Below are 17,084 nucleotides of genomic sequence, written 5' to 3' on the forward strand. Positions count from 1 at the left end.
TTTATTTTTTAAAAAATAATTCTGGAAATGCCTCTTCTGGTTTTTGTTTTAAAATAAAGATTTTACAAAACGAAAGCAAAAATCCTTTTCCGTAGCCATAAAATTGAATTATGGCTGCATAAACTGAATATAGCGCAATTTTAAGGCTTTTATTCACAAATAATGACACCGTGAATAGAACTGTGAAATAAACTATATACAATTCTAAAAAATAAGGGAATTTAAAACCTAATAGTAAAACTGAAAATAAGAATCCTAATAAAAAAAGACTTGGAAACCAAAAAGTAATTTTTACAAATTGTGGATACCACGAATTCAAAATAGGACGTGCTTTTCCAAATTTATTCACTTGAATTTGAAACTTTTCCCAACTAATTCTTCTTTTATGATAAACAAAAGCCTCTTTGATTAACTTAGTTCGGAATCCTAAATTCCATAATCTAATTGATAAATCTGGATCCTCACCAGGATGGATATTTCCAAAACCACTTGAAGCTTCAAATGCGATTTTTGACAATCCCATATTAAAACTTCTTGGTTGAAATTTATCTACTTTTTCACTTCCTCCTCTAATTCCTCCCGTTGTTAAAAAAGAAGTCATTGTAAAATTTATGGCTTTCTGTACATCTGAAAAAGTATCTAATGCAGCATCTGGTCCTCCAAAACAATCCACATAATCCTTTTCTAAGCTCTTTGTAACTTGTTCCAAATAATCCTCTGGAATAATACAATCTGAATCTAAAATGATGAAATAATCTCCTTTTGCAATTCGCATTCCGTAATTTCGTGAATCACCTGGTCCTGAATTTTTTTTAAAATAATAAGATATAGACAATAAAGAATTATACTTTTCAATTATATGTTCACATGAAATTGTAGAGCCATCTTCAACAACAACAACTTCAAAAACAAGTTCAGTTTTTAATTTTGATAAACTTTCTAAAAGTTCATCTATTTCATCAGGTCGATTATAAACGGGAATAATAAAAGAAAAATACATGCTCTAATTTTTACAAATATAGCAAAAAACAAAAGTCCCGCCAAAGCGGGACTTTTTAAAATATTAGAATTTTACCTCTAATTATTGCTTAACAACTTTAATTGTTTTGATTGTATCTCCTACTGTTACATTAACAATGTATGCTCCAGTACTCAATTGAGACATATCTATTTGTGTTGAAGTTGCATTTACATCTCTAGAAAGAACTTCTTGACCAAGTAAATTCATTACTCTTACTGAAGATATCTCTGATGTATAAGAAACATTAAACACATCTTTTACTGGATTTGGATAAGCTACAAAACTATTGTTATCAAATGAATCTGAAGCTAACACTTCTGCTACTTCTAATCCAAAAGTTCCTTTTGTTGTTCCAAAACCATAATCATCAACTTGAATATAATAAGTTGCACCTGGTGTTAAACCAGCTAAGTTTAAGAATGAGTTATAAATAATAGTTGTTCCACCATCTTGATCACAACCTAAAGCTGCTCCAAGTGTAGTTAAATCTGAACAAGTAACCCCTGTAGCGGCATAAACAGCAATTTCTGTATCTGTTAATGTAGCTCCTGCAATATCAGTTGTAATATTTACTTCTCCAGATGCTGGCGCAACAAAAGTAAACCATACAGAGCCGTTGATATTATCACTAAAACATCCAGGAACAGGCTCACTAGTTTGTGAAGTAGCTCCAACATTTCCATAAGCTGTTCCTGTAGAAGTTGCATTAACTGTTACTGGAATTGCATTACATAAATCATCATTTGCTGCAGGACAAGTATAAGTTGATGAACCTAATGGCACATCACATGTTCCATCTACTCCATGTAATAAAGTCAACGTTACTGAAGAACCACTTGTAAATGGACCAACATTTACTACTCCAAGAGCAGTAACTGGCCATGTAGTAGTACCATCTGTAATTGATGGTGTACCATTTCCTAATGCTGTAACTGTTACATCAACTGAGAATTGACCAGAACCACATGCTGGAACTACTGCTGTAGTAGCAGCTGGTGGTGTACACGATGCTGCAACTATATTAATAGTAAAGTCTAAAGTAACACCATAAGCACCTGAATAACATGGATTTGAAGCTGTTAAGAAAGATGCGTCTCCAGTATTTATTCTCATTCTATGTTGCCCTAATGGAGCTGTTCCTGGCATCATAAATGAAGCATTTAATGTAGTTGGATTTGCACTAGCTGAAACACCTGAGTACACAAGCTCTCCCGCATCATTAAAATCAAAATCATCATTAAAATCTATACTTACAAAAGTATTATAAGCATAACCTGTAGCAAATGTAACTTGTAAATTGGAATTTATTCCTTGTGATAAATCTACCACAGTTGCTGTATGGTCAAAATATGTTACATCAGTAGTTGGAAAATTAGTTGTTGCAATTTGAACATTTGTAATTCCACTAGCATCATTTGAAGTTGGAACTGAAGTACAGTAACATCCTGTTGCTACAGAAGAAAATGACTGCTCAGCACATCCTGTTGCAGGACCTACCCCATTGTATGGCACAACTGTATAAAAATAAGTTGTATTAATTGTACTTGGAAAAGTATAAGAAAGAACTGAACCTATATTCACATTGTTTAAAATATCTGTACCACCAGATGTAGTTCCAACTGTTAAATAATAACCATTAGCACCAGCCGAAGCATCCCATGAAATTAAGTTATCAAAGTTACCACAAGTTGCATTTGGTGTATTCACAAAATTAGTAGCACATAATGGTGCTGAAGCTGGAGTTAATCTAACTTCAAAATTATCTACATAGAAATTCAAGTCAGTTGTACCATTTGCAGTACCTTCGAAAACTCTATATGCGAAACGAACACTTTGACCTGCATAAGCATCCAAGTCAATAATATTTGTTGTACCTGTTGTTGCAGGAACGTTTGTATTATTATACGTATATAAAACTGTCCAGTTATTCATACCTGTGGTAGAAACTAAAACTTCTACATAATCATCTGCTTCCCATGGGTTAGTTGAAGCTGCTGTAGTATTCCATTGTGTTGCTGCAGCATCAAATTTTAATTCATAACCTGTAGCTGGAATATTTACAACTGGTGAAATAATCCAATCATTCGCAGCAGCTAACCAAATTTCATATCTAATAGCTCCGGTTGTTCCAACGTTTCCAAAACCATCAGCTACCCATCCAGATGTACCAAAAGTAGCTGGACCAGCAACTAAATCTCCATTATCAGCAGCTACCCAACAAGAAGGTAAAAACGTTGTAAATGGTTCTAAAATGTCTGGAGTCAATGCCCCACAAGTTGTAAATGAAATTTCAGTACAGCCTGTTGCGGTACCAAAAGCATTGTATGGATAAACAGTAACATAATATGTAGTCCCTGGAGCAGAACTTAAATTATAAGTTAAAACGTTTCCAACATCAAAACTATTTAATACTTCTGTACCACCCGGAGTAGTACCTACACTAATGTTATAACCTGTAGCGTCAACACTATTTCCCCATGTAATTGTAGAACTCATAACACCTGTAGCTCCATTAGCAGGAGAAGTTATTGCTACACATGTAGGTGCAACAGCAGGAATTGGTTCCCAGTTAACATCATCAATTAAAATACTATTTGCAGGCACTCCAATATGTCTAAATGCTGGGTAATTAGAATATGTTCCCGCAACTGGAGCAATAGTATATTGTTGATAAGTTAATGAAGCAGCAGTAGTAGTTCCTAAAGCAACAAAAGTAGAAGCATCAGCTGGATTAGTTAAATATCCAAATTCAATAACTCCACCTACAGTGAAATTAGCTCTCATACTAAATCTAATTCTATGCGTACCAGCACCTAAATTAGAAACTGGTTGCATTTTAACAACAGCCATATTTGTTCCTGAAGTACCATAAATGTACATTGTGTTAGGAGCTGAATTAGGAGAAGTTGTTTGTGTATTAACAGTACCTGTTGTACCAACTTTAGCCCAACAAGCAGGCATTGCAGTTGCAGTAACTCCGTCAAAATTTTGAACAAAATCAGTAACTGTTGCACATTGAGTAGTAAAATTAACTGGACCTACCCATGGACTTTGTTCAGAAACACTACAAAAAGATCTAACATATACTTCATAAGCAGTATTAGGTGACAATGTTGAATCTGTTTCATTAGAAGAAGTTACATCAACAATTCCAGATTCAGAACCTGTAGGAGTACCTGTACCTTGAGGTTGAATTAAATATTGCCAATCTAATTCCGTACCACCAGCAACCCAAGATAAATCAATACTAGTGTCAGAAACATTCGAAGCTGTTAAATTTGTAGGTTCTAAACATGCTGGAGTTTCTCTAATTTCAAAATTATCAATTGAGAAATCAATAGCAGCAGCACCATTTGCTGTTCCTTCAAATGCTCTAAAAGCAAATCTAACATCTAATCCAGCATAAGTATCTAAATCAATAATAATAGGCTCTCCAATATTTGAAGGTACATTTGTATCATTGAAAGTGTGAAGCACTATCCAGTTAGTCGTTCCTGTAGAAACCAACACTTCAACAAAATCATCAGCTTCCCAAGCAGTTGTTGGAACACCAGTTCCTCCAGACTGAGTTGCAGCAGCATCAAATTTCAATTCATATCCAGTTGCAGGAATTGTATATAAAGGAGAAAGTACCCAATCATTATCAACAGCACCATCAATCAAAATTCTTGCAGCACCTGTAGTTCCTGAATTAGCAAACCCATCAACTACCCAAGCACCAGTTAAAAAAGCAGCTGGTCCAGCAGTTAAATCACCATTATCTGCTTCTTGCCAACAAGTTGGTAAAAATGTAGCAAGAGGCTCTAAAGTTGGCACGGCATTAGCACCACACGGATTTAATACCGTTGCAGATGAAACTGCAGATGAAGCAGATGCTGTACAAGTTACATTAACTCTATACATAATTTGCGCTCCAGCAAAAACTGGAGGTGTGTAGCTAATTGTTGTAGCTCCTGTCCCACCAACAGCATTTCCCCATGTTGTTCCTCCATCTAATGATTCTTCCCATTGGAATGTAAGACCAGAAACTAATGAAAAACCTGTAAGAGTTAGCGCACCTGAAGCTTGTCCAGGCAATAAAGAAAATGTAGCCGGAGTAACACTACCAGCAACCGGTATTCCTGTACAAGGCGGCGGAGGTGTCCAAGCAAAAGTTAACCCAGAAGCAGGAATAATTGCAGTTGTTAAAGCGCAGTTTGCTGCATTATTTGTACCGGCAGTTGTTGCATTCCAATCTGTTGTTGTAGTTCTGTTATTGTAATCAGCATTTGATGCACCTCTTAATCCAACTTGACGCGTTCTAGCTGTCGCATTTTGTAAGAAAGATCCATAAACAACTTCGATTACATTAGATGTTTCATATAATTTAATTTGAAAATTAACATCATCACCTGCTACGTTATAGTGTCGGTAACTTTTCCATTGTATTGTTAATACTTGATTAGGAGCAGTACCTGACAAAATATAACTTAATTCCCCAGTAGTTGTATTTCCTTGCAAGTCACCATTTAATGCAGCTATTACATTATTTGATGTTCCTGAAGAAATTGCAGTGTAAGAACTAACAACTGTACCTCCTAAAGCAATAAAACCATTTGCGTTTACACTAAATTGCGTGTAATCTGTTCCATTATAATTAAACGTAAATCCAATACTATTTGCATTGAAAACGTTATCATCATTAGTAGCCGTACCTAAAACAGTTCCGCCAGTTATTGGGGTATAAGTTCCCGAACTCTGACTGAATGAATACGTACTTACTAATTGTGCGTTTACTTGCCAACACATAAAGAGTGCAAGTAACCAAAAAGTAATTTTTTTCATAAATATTAATTAATTGTTAATCAACCGCTAATTTAACATTTATTTTAAAATAACAAATATGCAAACATTTGTTTCCAAACCAATTGTGATTAAAAACACAAAATCCCGAACAAGTCGGGATTTTATAACAATTTTTAAAAATGTAATTATTGCTTAACAACTTTAATTGTTTTGATTGTATCTCCTACTGTTACATTAACAATGTATGCTCCAGTACTCAATTGAGACATATCTATTTGTGTTGAAGTTGCATTTACATCTCTAGAAAGAACTTCTTGACCAAGTAAATTCATTACTCTTACTGAAGATATCTCTGATGTATAAGAAACATTAAACACATCTTTTACTGGATTTGGATAAGCTACAAAACTATTGTTATCAAATGAATCTGAAGCTAACACTTCTGCTACTTCTAATCCAAAAGTTCCATTTGCAGTTCCAAAACCATAATCATCAACTTGAATATAATAAGTTGCACCTGGTGTTAAACCAGCTAAGTTTAAGAATGAGTTATAAATAATAGTTGTTCCACTATCTTGATCACAACCTAAAGCTGCTCCAAGTGTAGTTAAATCTGAACAAGTAACCCCTGTAGCGGCATAAACAGCAATTTCAGTATCTGTTAATGTAGCTCCTGAGATATCTGTTGTAATATTTACTTCTCCAGATGCTGGCGCAACAAAAGTAAACCATACAGAGCCGTTGATATTATCACTAAAACATCCAGGAACTGGCTCATTAGTTTGTGCAGTAGCTCCAACGTTTCCATAAGCTGTTCCTGTAGAAGTTGCGTTAACTGTTACTGGAATTGCATTACATAAATCATCATTTGCTGCAGGACAAGTATATGTTGATGAACCTAATGGCACATTACATGTTCCATCTACTCCATGTAATAACGTTAATGTTACTGAAGAACCACTTGCAAATGGACCAACATTTACTACTCCAAGAGCTGTAACTGGCCATGTAGTAGTACCATCTGTAATTGATGGTGTACCATTTCCTAATGCAGTAACTGTTACATCAACTGAGAATTGACCAGAACCACATGCAGGAACTACTGCTGTAGTAGCAGCTGGTGGTGTACACGATGCTGCAACGATATTAACTGTAAAGTCTAAAGTAACACCCCAAGAACCCGAATAACATGGTGCTGGAGGGACTTGACCTACATCTGCAGTACCAATTCTCATTCTGTGTTGTCCTAATGGAGCTGTTCCTGGCATTACAAATGATGCATTCAATGTTGTAGGATTAGCATTTGTAGAAGCAATACCAGTTTGAACCAACTCTCCTGCATCATCAAAATCAAAATCATTATTGAAGTCAATCCAAATATTTGTATCATAAGTATAACCTGTTGCAAAAGTAATTTGAACATTGTTACTTACTCCCTGTGACATATTAACAGGTGTAGCTGTGTGGTCAGTATATGAAGCTGGTGTATTTGCAAAATTTGTAGCAACTAACTGAACATTTGTAATTCCACTTCCATCAACAGAAGTAGGAACTGAAGTACAATAACATCCTGTCGCTGCTGTTGTAAAAGACAACTCAGCACATCCAGTTGCAGAACCATTAGCATTAAACGGAACTACTGTATAATAATATGTTGTTGCAATTGCCCCTGTAAAGCTATAAGTAGTTACATTACCTAAATTAATATTATTTGCAACATCTGTTCCAGCAGGAGTTGTTCCTACAGATATATAATAACCATCAGCACCTACTGTAGCATCCCAAGTGATTAAATTTGAAAAATTACCACAAGTTGCATTTGGTGTTGCAACAATATTAGAAGCGCATGAAGGTGGAGTAACAGGTATGTTTTCAATAATTACATTATCAATGTACAATCTCCATCCATCTAATCCACCAGCAGGTACATGCCATGCAATATTCACATTTCCAGAATATGCTGATAGATCAACTATTTGCTCAACATAAGTTGTATTTGAATAACTAGCAGTAGGCAACAATACTGTAGTAAAACTAGCTGGTACTGCACCTGTTGTAGATAATAATAATTCAAAATCATTAGGCTCAAAATTAGACTGAACTCTGTAATGATATTTCAATCTTTGTCCACCTGTTAAAGTAATTGTTGGTGAAATTAACCAATCATCATTTGCACCTGCATTAAAATCAGTATACATAACTGCTGATTGATTTCCTTCGTATGGATTTGTAGTATAGTTCATATCCCAAGCTTCAGTATCCGAGTTAACATTTAATACCGTCCAACAAGCTTCTGTAGATGATGTTGAATTGAATCCTTCAGAAAAAGGAACTGTAAGAGCTGTACATGCTGTTCTAAAATTCACTGGACCTACCCAAGGGCTTTGCTCTGAAACACTACAAAATGCTCTAACATATACTTCATAAGCAGTATTAGGAGATAATGTAGAATCTGTTTCATTAGAAGAAGTTACATCAACAATTCCTGGCTCAGAACCCGTAGGAGTACCAGTACCTTGTGGTTGAATTAAATATTGCCAATCTAATTCAGTACCACCAGCAATCCAAGACAAATCAACACTAGAATCAGTAATTCCAGCAACTGCTAAACCTGTTGGCTCTAAACATGCTGGAGTTGCTCTAATTTCAAAATTATCAATTGAAAAATCTATATCAGCAGCACCATTTGCAGTACCTTCAACAACTCTAAATGCAAATCTTACACTTAAACCTGCATAAGCATCTAAATCGATAATATTTGTAGTTCCTGTATTTGAAGGAATATTTGTATTTGCAGCATTATAGGTATATAAAACCACCCAGTTAGTTGTACCTGTTGAAATTAACACCTCAACAAAATCGTCAGCTTCCCAAGCTGGAGCAGGAACTCCTGTTCCTGCATATTGAGTTGCTGCTGCATCATATTTTAATTCATAACCAGTAGCTGGTATTGAATAATAAGGAGAGATTACCCAATCATTTGCGACAGCTTGATAAACATTATAGTTAATTGCACCTGTTGTACCAACATTAGCAAAACCATCAGCTGCCCAACCTGAAGCACCAAAAGTTGCTGGACCAGCAACAAGATCACCATTGTCAGCTTCTACCCAACAACCTGGTAAAAATGTAGCAAATGGTTCTAATACTGGAACTGCATTTGTTCCACAAGTTGTAAAAGAAGATTCTGTACATCCTATTGCATCTCCATTTGCATTGTATGGAACAACTTTAACATAATAAGTAGTTCCTGCATTTAGAACACCTAAATTATATGTCAATACATTTAGAACATCTAAAGCATTAAAGACATCTGTACCTCCTGGAGTAGTTCCAACAGTTAATTTATATCCTGTAGGCACTCCACTAGCAGCAGGCCAAGACACAATACTTGAATCTATATTCACAGCACCATTGGCTGGTGAAGACAAAGCAGTACAATTTGGAGGCAAAGCAGTAACCTGAGTTGCAGAAATGTTATCAAAATAAATATCATAATCACCCGCTACCCATGTTGATAAAAATCTAAATCTTACATCAGATCCAGCTGGTAAGCTAGCTCCTGGTATAACATTTGAAAATGTAGCACAAGTATTAGCTACAACGTGATTTGAATCATCAACCGTGAAAAAAGTTGACCATGTTGCTCCATTATCTGTAGAATATTGAACTACAAAGTTTCCCCATCCTGCTGGAGTTGCAGTAGTTGAGTTCCAATTTTCGATTTTATAATCAAAACTGAAAGTTAAATTTGTACCATTTGAAGCCGCAACTTGATTTGGTGAGATTAAAGTTCCAGATGTACTAAAAGAATATCTATTAGTTCTGTGAGAATTTCCTGCACAAGCATCTGTTGCAGTTGGAGTTGAAAAATCAGAAACAGACCATCCTGCTGGTAAAGCAGTGCTAGCATCAAAATTTTCTGTTAATCCAACTTGACTGTAAGTTTGCCAACAAGTCAGCAAAGCAAAAAGCCATAGAGTAATTTTTTTCATAAATAATTAGATTAATTGTTAAGCAAAGGCTAATTTATAATTTTTTTTAAAATACCAATCAAATTTTATGAATAATATCGATAAAATGCATCAATCAAAGCTTTAAAACAAAAAATCTCGAATTAATTCGAGATTTTTAAAAATTTACTTTAAATAGAATTTACTTTATACTAGGTACCAAAACCATCTCATTGGCATCAGCTTGATAATCAACACCATCAAACCCGAATCCAAATAAATTTAAGAAATCTTGTTTATAACCCGCTAAATCTCCTAATTGAACTAATGATTCAGTAGTAGATTCAACCCATAATTTTGCAATTTTTTCTTGTACATCGGCACGCATTTCCCAATCATCAATTCTAATTCTTCCTTTATCATCAGTTGGAATTGCACTTCCAGTGTACAATCTCTCTGCATATAATCTTTGAATTTGCTCTATGCATCCTTCGTGAATTCCCTCTGCTTTCATAATCTTATATAATAAAGATATATATAATGGAATAACCGGAATTGCTGAACTCGCTTGAGTAACCAATGCTTTATTTACAGAAACATAACCTTTTCCATTTATCCCTTTTAATTTTTCTGTAATTTCAAATGCTGTAGCTTCTAAATGATCTTTTGCTCTTCCAATTGTACCTTTTCTATAAACTGCCTCTGTTACTTCTGGACCTATGTATGAATAAGCTATTGTAGTTGCTCCATTAGCTAAAACTCCAGCCTCCTTTAACGCACCCATCCACATTGACCAATCTTCACCTCCCATTACCACGACAGTATTATCAATATCTTCTTGATTTGCAGGCTCTATTGAAACTTGAGTCACATTTCCTGTATGAAAATCAACTGTTTTATTTGTAAAAGTAGATCCGATAGGTTTTAATGTTGAGCGATGTAAAACTCCTGTAACTGGATGAAGACGAACTGGCGAAGCCAAACTATAAATTACTAAATCTACTTGACCTAAATCAGATTTAATCATTTCTATTGCTTGTTGTTTTACTTCATTAGAAAAAGCATCTCCATTGATACTTTTAGCATATAATCCTGCTTTAGTTGCTTCTACTTCAAAAGCTGCAGAATTATACCATCCTGGAGAAGCTGTTTTTCCTTCTGCTGGTTCTTTTTCAAAAAACACACCAATTGTAGCAGCATCAGACCCAAAAGCACTAGTAATTCTTGAAGCTAAACCAAAACCTGTAGAAGCTCCAATGACCAAAACTTTTTTTGCACCGTCAATTTTTCCTTTTGACTTTACATATTCTATTTGATTTTTTACATTTTGTTCACAACCTTTTGGATGGGCTGTTAAACAAATGAATCCACGCATTCTAGGTTCTATAATCATCTTCTATATTTTTATATTTGATTTTGTATTATTTGTAAATTGAAAACAAAAGTAATTCAAAAAATTAATTCAACAAAGCTTTTGCATGTTGCAATGCAGATTCGGAAACTTCTTTACCCGATAACATTTCTGCAATTTGTTGAATTCGCTCTTCGGTAGAAAGTAAGATTAATTCCGATATTGTCGTTTCACCATAACTTCGTTTAGATACTTTATAATGTGAATCACCTTTTGCAGCAATTTGAGGCAAGTGAGTAATTGCAAAAACTTGCATTGTTTTACTCATATCTTTCATAATCTCCCCCATTTTTATTGCAATTTCACCAGAAACACCTGTGTCAATTTCGTCAAAAATAATGGTTGGTAATTTTGAATAATTAGCTAAAATAGATTTTATAGCCAACATAATTCGAGACATTTCTCCTCCAGAAGCTACTTTTTTCAAGGCTCCAAAACTAGTTCCTTTATTAGCAGAGAACAAAACATTTAATTCATCTTTTCCTGTAGCAAAATAATCTTCAGATACCGTAATTTCAAACTGAAAATTGGCTTCTGCCATTCCTAATTGTGAAAGAATCTCTTTAATTTTTTTTGTCAAATGAGGCACCGCATTAATTCTGTTTTTAGAAATATTTGTAGCTATTCCATCAATTTCTTCCTTTAAAACAAGCAATTCTTTTTCGGCGTTTTTGATTCCTATTTCTAAATCATCGACCTTTACTACTTTATTATCTAATTCAGTTTGAATCAATAAAAGTTCATGAATGGAACCTACTTGGTGTTTTTTCAGAAGATTATAAATAGATTGTAATTTAGTATTTACCAATTCTAATCGTTCAGGATCTGCAATAATTTTGTCATTATTTTGCTCACATTCATTAACAATATCTTCAATTTCTATAAAAGAACTTTGCAATCTTTCTTGAAGTTGCGCATAAATTGGAGAAAAAGCCATCACTTTTTGAAGTCCCAATTTCATTTCTTTTAAATTGACAATTACACCGATTTGTTCTTCGTTTGCAACTGCTAATATTCGAGCAAAATTTTCTTTAATAAATTCCACATTACTTAATTGCTCTAATTCTTGTTCAAGCAATTCTTGCTCTCCATCCACTAAATTTGCTGACAATAACTCATTCAAAAGAAACGAATTATATTCATATTCTTTTTCCAAAGCTACTTTTTCAGCAATCATTTGCTTTAACTCTTTTTGTTTCGCTTTAAAAGAAGTTAATATGCTTTTATACTTTAGTATTGCAACTCCATTTTCGGCTACAGCATCTATAATTTCTAATTGATATGATTCTTCTGTAAGTTCACGCGTTTGATGTTGCGAATGAATATCCAATAAATAAGAACCTAATTCTTGTAATTCTTGAAGATTAACTGGACTATCATTTATAAATGCACGCGATTTTCCTGAAGGTAAAATTTCTCTTCTGATGATTGTTTTATCTTCATAATCCAAATCATTTTCTTGAAAAAAAGGTTGCAAATTATAATTTGAAAGCAAAAAAACAGCTTCAATAATACATTTTTGCTCTTTATTTTTTAATGAAGTTAAATCGGCTCTATTTCCTAAAACCAAACCTAATGCACCTAATAATATAGATTTTCCCGCTCCAGTTTCACCAGTAATAACAGAAAACTGATTGGAAAAATCAGTTTCAAGCGATTCAATTAACGCGTAATTTTTTATGGAAAGTGAAAGCAACATAGTTTATAACTTCAATGTGATGATTATCTTATTTTACCCCACTTTTGAGAATTTAAAGGCGATATTTTGTTTAAAGTTTCAACTACTTGCGTAACATTAATCTTTGGTCCTCCTGAAAAAACAGAAACAATTTCATCTACTTTAGCATCAAAAAATGTTCTGACTAATAATGAATTGGGTCTTACTTTTTGAATTTCCGCAAGTGTTTCAATTGATTTTGCAATACCTTCTTTTCCTTTAGCAACATTTTCACTCATTAAATCCAATCCCATTCTGTGGTATTGATATAAAGCAACTCGAAACGGTGAAAAAGTGTTTGATAATAAATCTGAAATTAAAAAATTTCTATTGTTGTTATTTCCTTCTGATTGACTCCACCCTTTATAACCACTAGTTTGCGCAACATTTACAATGTTTGAGGCTACTTCTAAGTATTTTGTTCCTCCATTTTCAGAAAATGAATCAAGATCTAATCCAATGATTATATTTGAATAATAGGCCAAAACTGAAACCAAATTTGAATTAAAACTATTTGGGTCATAAGTCATGGTTTCAAATTCAATAAATCTAAATGAGAAATTTTTATCGTTAATGTTTAAAATTGGAGATGATAAAGTTGAGTTAAAAACTGGTCTTGATGATTGAATTTGTAATGTTGCTTCAAAATTATTTGAGCCATAAGCTGTAATGTTGATAAAAAAATTACATTCTATCTTTTCTTCATCTTTTATTTCTCTATCGGTCCATTTTGTGGTATTCAGAAACTCTTTAACTTGTTTTTCTAAGTTTTTAAATAATTGTGGGTTACCATTATTTACTTGCTGGTAGTTTATAGAAACAGTTGCTTGAAGTTCCTGAGAAACTCCAATTTGGGTAAAAAATAAAACTATAATTAATAATAAACTACGCTTCATAATGTTGAATTATTTTATTTATAATATCAAAAGCCACGGCTTCTTTCGATTTTAAATCCATTGGTTCAATAGTAAAATTACTATCTATAAATGTAACTTTATTTGTAGGTTGACCAAAACCAGCACCTTTATCGTTTAATGAATTTAAAACTATCAAATCTAGGTTTTTTTTCTGAATTTTCAACTTTGCGTGCTCAATTTCATTTTCAGTTTCTAAAGCGAAACCAATTAAAAACTGATTTTTCTTTTGCTCACCTAATGATGCTAAAATATCTTCTGTCTTTTCTAACTCAATAGTAAACGTAGCTTCTGTCTTTTTTATTTTTTGATCCGCTACATTTTTTGGTCGATAATCTGCAACTGCTGCGGCTGCAATGGCCACATCCATATCTTTATAATACAAATGACAAGCTTCATACATTTCTTGTGCTGAAGTAACTCTAATTAAATTCACTTGAGAATTTTCAGTTTTTAGATGTGTTGGACCCGAAATTAGAATTACTTCCGCTCCATTTTTAGCAGCTTCATTGGCAATATCAAAACCCATTTTTCCTGAAGAATGATTTCCAATGAAACGTACTGGATCTATAGCTTCATAGGTTGGACCTGCCGTAACCAATATTTTTCTACCTTTTAAAGGCAATTTTTCTAAAATATCATTTTCTAAAAAAGCAACGATATTTTCTGGCTCTGCCATTCTACCTTCACCTGATAAACCACTAGCAAGTTCTCCGTTTTCGGCAGGAATCATAACATTTCCAAAGGATTTTAATTTATGAAAACTATCCAATGTTGACGGATGTTTATACATATCCAAATCCATAGCTGGAGCAAAATAGACAGGGCATTTTGCTGACAAATAAGTAGCCATAAGTAAATTATCGCAATTACCATTAGCCATTTTTGAGAGCGTATTTGCTGTTGCTGGTGCAATAAGCATAATATCTGCCCAAAGACCTAACGCTACATGATTATTCCATTCTCCATTCCCATCTTCTTCATTATAGAAAGTAGAATAAACTGGATTTTTAGAAAGAGTGGCTAAAGTGAGTGGCGTCACAAAATGCAAAGAAGCAGGCGACATTACAACTTGTACTTGTGCACCTGCTTTTATGAATAGTCTAACCAAATTGGCTGTTTTATAAGCAGCTATACCACCAGATATACCTAGCAAGATTTTTTTACCGCTTAAAACAGACATAACAATTTATTTAGAATCTCTGTAGTAGATTTTTCCTTCTTCCCACTCTTGTACTGCTAATGCATGTGGTTTAGGTAATTTTTCATAGAATTTTGAAACTTCGATTTGCTCTTTGTTTTCAAAAACTTCTTCTAAACTATCGTTATATGTTGCAAATTCTTCTAATTTTTCAATTAATTCCTTCTTGATTTCGGTATTAATTTGATTAGCTCTTTTTGCCATGATAGTTATCGCTTCATAAATGTTTCCAGTAGGCTCTTCCAATTTACTTTTATTATAAGTAATTGTGTTTACAGGAGCATTCGTTTTCTTTAAATCCATGATTTTTTATTTAGAAAATTGTTGTAATTCTTGTTCAATAACAGCTAACATTTTATCAGCTTTTTCTTTATATTCAGTATCTGATTTGAATTTCATCAAATTAGCATACGTAGTTTTTGCATAATCTAAACGTTCTTGTTTTTTAGATTCGATACTATTAATTGCTAATTGATAAGCAGAATCTAATCTATAATACAAAGCTTGTTCTTTATAAGGTGTTCCTGGAAAATCAGCAATAAAATTATCAAATGCTTTTAATGCTGCTTTAAAATCTGAAATACTATTATATTGTTTTGCAATTTCAAATGCTTTCTTTTCTTGTTTTTCTCTTAATTCTTTTACATATACATTCGCTTTAGGCAAATATTCAGAATTTGGATATACATCAATAAATTTTTGTACTTTCTCTAATGCTTTCTCAGTATCTGTTTGATCTAAACTATATACTGGAGATAATTTATAAAAACACTCCGCTGCTAAGAAAGATGCTTCCTCTCTTTTCTCACTTTTTGGGTAACTTGCAGCAAAATTTTCAAATTGATAACCTGCTAAATAATATTGTTTCGTGTTATACAACGATTTTGAATACATGTAAAACAAACGTTCCGCTTGAGGTTTTCCTTTATAAGCAGGAGCTACTTGCTCATATAAACGGATTGCTTTTGTATATTTTCCATCTTCATACATCTTATTTGCTGCTTCAGTTTTTACAGCCACATCATCAGACTTTAATGCTTTTTGATACTGACTGCATGAAGCAAGAAGTATAATGGTAAGAAAGAAACTAAAAATTTTATTCATTTGGTTTTTATTTTAACTTTAAAAATATCAATACTACTGATACCTAAAAAAGCAACTGCAAATTTAGATATTATTTACTTACTATGAAAATCTTTTTTTAACTTAACTTTTTTGTGAAATTTTGAAGTCTAGAAGCTAAATCTTCGTTTACATTTACTAATGGTAATCGCAAAGTGTTTTCTGACAATCCTAGTGTTTTAAAGACTTCTTTAATTCCTCCAGGGTTTCCTTGTTCAAAAATCATATCAATACTATCTGCTAATAGATAATGCAATTTATATGCTTCGTCTACTTTTCTTTGTAAACCTAAACGCACCATTTCGGAAAATTCTTTAGGAAAACCTTCTCCAATTACAGAAATCACTCCTGCTCCACCAGCTAAAACCATTGGTAGAGTAATCATATCATCTCCAGAAATCACCAAAAATCCTTCAGGTTTGTTTTGAATTAATTTCATTGCCTGAACTATATCTCCCGCAGCTTCTTTAATTCCAATGATATTTTTAAAATCATTTGCTAATCGAATTACTGTTGAGGGCAACATATTACTCGCTGTTCTACCAGGAACATTGTAAACAATTACAGGAATTGGTGAAGCTTCAGCAACTGCTTTAAAATGTTGGTAAATTCCTTCTTGAGTTGGTTTATTATAATAAGGCGATACCGATAAAATTGCCGAAAAATTAGAAAAATCTCTTGTTTTTAATTCTTCTACAACTTTCATAGTATTATTTCCGCCAACACCTAACACTAATGGCAATCTTTTTGCATTTGCCTTAACAATTGTATCAATTACTAATTCTTTTTCTTCTTGAGAAAGTGTTGCGGTTTCGGCTGTTGTACCTAGAACTACTAAATATTCTACACCACCTTCAATTACATAATTTACAATTCTTGTTAATGCATCTACATCAACCGAAAAATCTTTTTTAAATGGTGTAACAAGTGCAACACCAGTTCCTATAAATGATTGCATTT

The 17,084-nt window shown here is 33.3% G+C and carries 10 protein-coding genes; all 10 read right to left on the bottom strand.

The genetic code is table 11. The annotated features are described in order from the left end of the window. Position 1 precedes the first annotated feature (1 nt). Positions 2 to 1,000: a glycosyltransferase gene (locus G4L40_RS03790; protein ID WP_166235828.1), complete on the bottom strand. Its 999-nt coding sequence runs from the start codon at positions 998 to 1,000 to the stop codon at positions 2 to 4. Positions 1,001 to 1,081: 81 nt separating this feature from the next. Then, entirely contained in the window at positions 1,082 to 5,845 is a 4,764-nt protein-coding gene (locus G4L40_RS03795; protein WP_166235829.1) for a T9SS type A sorting domain-containing protein, read from the bottom strand. A gap of 146 nt (positions 5,846 to 5,991) precedes the next feature. Next, positions 5,992 to 9,801: a T9SS-dependent choice-of-anchor J family protein gene (locus G4L40_RS03800; protein ID WP_166235830.1), complete on the bottom strand. Its 3,810-nt coding sequence runs from the start codon at positions 9,799 to 9,801 to the stop codon at positions 5,992 to 5,994. A 160-nt stretch (positions 9,802 to 9,961) separates the two neighbouring features. Continuing rightward, a complete protein-coding gene (gene fabV / locus G4L40_RS03805) occupies positions 9,962 to 11,152 on the bottom strand; it encodes an enoyl-ACP reductase FabV (protein WP_166235831.1) in 1,191 nt (396 codons plus the stop codon). 64 nt (positions 11,153 to 11,216) lie between these two features. Beyond that, complete coding sequence (gene recN, locus G4L40_RS03810) at positions 11,217 to 12,869, bottom strand: DNA repair protein RecN (RefSeq protein WP_166235832.1); 1,653 nt, start codon at positions 12,867 to 12,869, stop codon at positions 11,217 to 11,219. A gap of 23 nt (positions 12,870 to 12,892) precedes the next feature. Further along, positions 12,893 to 13,783: a type IX secretion system protein PorD gene (gene porD, locus G4L40_RS03815; protein ID WP_166235833.1), complete on the bottom strand. Its 891-nt coding sequence runs from the start codon at positions 13,781 to 13,783 to the stop codon at positions 12,893 to 12,895. Beyond that, the gene (gene coaBC, locus G4L40_RS03820) at positions 13,773 to 14,984 is read right to left on the bottom strand and encodes a bifunctional phosphopantothenoylcysteine decarboxylase/phosphopantothenate--cysteine ligase CoaBC (RefSeq protein WP_166235834.1); all 1,212 of its coding nucleotides are present in this window, start codon (positions 14,982 to 14,984) and stop codon (positions 13,773 to 13,775) included. Before coaBC ends, porD begins: the two co-directional genes overlap by 11 nt. A 6-nt stretch (positions 14,985 to 14,990) precedes the next feature. Beyond that, complete coding sequence (locus tag G4L40_RS03825; protein ID WP_166235835.1) at positions 14,991 to 15,305, bottom strand: DNA-directed RNA polymerase subunit omega; 315 nt, start codon at positions 15,303 to 15,305, stop codon at positions 14,991 to 14,993. 6 nt (positions 15,306 to 15,311) lie between these two features. Further along, positions 15,312 to 16,106: an outer membrane protein assembly factor BamD gene (locus tag G4L40_RS03830; protein ID WP_166235836.1), complete on the bottom strand. Its 795-nt coding sequence runs from the start codon at positions 16,104 to 16,106 to the stop codon at positions 15,312 to 15,314. A 97-nt stretch (positions 16,107 to 16,203) separates the two neighbouring features. Beyond that, positions 16,204 to 17,082 (bottom strand): 4-hydroxy-tetrahydrodipicolinate synthase, encoded by an 879-nt coding sequence (gene dapA / locus G4L40_RS03835; RefSeq protein ID WP_166235837.1) that lies wholly within the window; start codon positions 17,080 to 17,082, stop codon positions 16,204 to 16,206. Positions 17,083 to 17,084: the final 2 nt, after the last annotated feature.

The organism is Flavobacterium celericrescens (genome assembly GCF_011392075.1).
GTDB lineage: Bacteria > Bacteroidota > Bacteroidia > Flavobacteriales > Flavobacteriaceae > Flavobacterium > Flavobacterium celericrescens.

Excerpts from the sequence above, each read along its gene's own strand:
- G4L40_RS03790 (WP_166235828.1), bottom strand. The coding sequence starts at position 1,000 with ATGTATTTTTCTTTTATTATTCCCGTTTATAATCGACCTGATGAAATA.
- G4L40_RS03795 (WP_166235829.1), bottom strand. The coding sequence starts at position 5,845 with ATGAAAAAAATTACTTTTTGGTTACTTGCACTCTTTATGTGTTGGCAA.
- G4L40_RS03800 (WP_166235830.1), bottom strand. The coding sequence starts at position 9,801 with ATGAAAAAAATTACTCTATGGCTTTTTGCTTTGCTGACTTGTTGGCAA.
- fabV (WP_166235831.1), bottom strand. The coding sequence starts at position 11,152 with ATGATTATAGAACCTAGAATGCGTGGATTCATTTGTTTAACAGCCCAT.
- recN (WP_166235832.1), bottom strand. The coding sequence starts at position 12,869 with ATGTTGCTTTCACTTTCCATAAAAAATTACGCGTTAATTGAATCGCTT.
- porD (WP_166235833.1), bottom strand. The coding sequence starts at position 13,783 with ATGAAGCGTAGTTTATTATTAATTATAGTTTTATTTTTTACCCAAATT.
- coaBC (WP_166235834.1), bottom strand. The coding sequence starts at position 14,984 with ATGTCTGTTTTAAGCGGTAAAAAAATCTTGCTAGGTATATCTGGTGGT.
- G4L40_RS03825 (WP_166235835.1), bottom strand. The coding sequence starts at position 15,305 with ATGGATTTAAAGAAAACGAATGCTCCTGTAAACACAATTACTTATAAT.
- G4L40_RS03830 (WP_166235836.1), bottom strand. The coding sequence starts at position 16,106 with ATGAATAAAATTTTTAGTTTCTTTCTTACCATTATACTTCTTGCTTCA.
- dapA (WP_166235837.1), bottom strand. The coding sequence starts at position 17,082 with ATGCAATCATTTATAGGAACTGGTGTTGCACTTGTTACACCATTTAAA.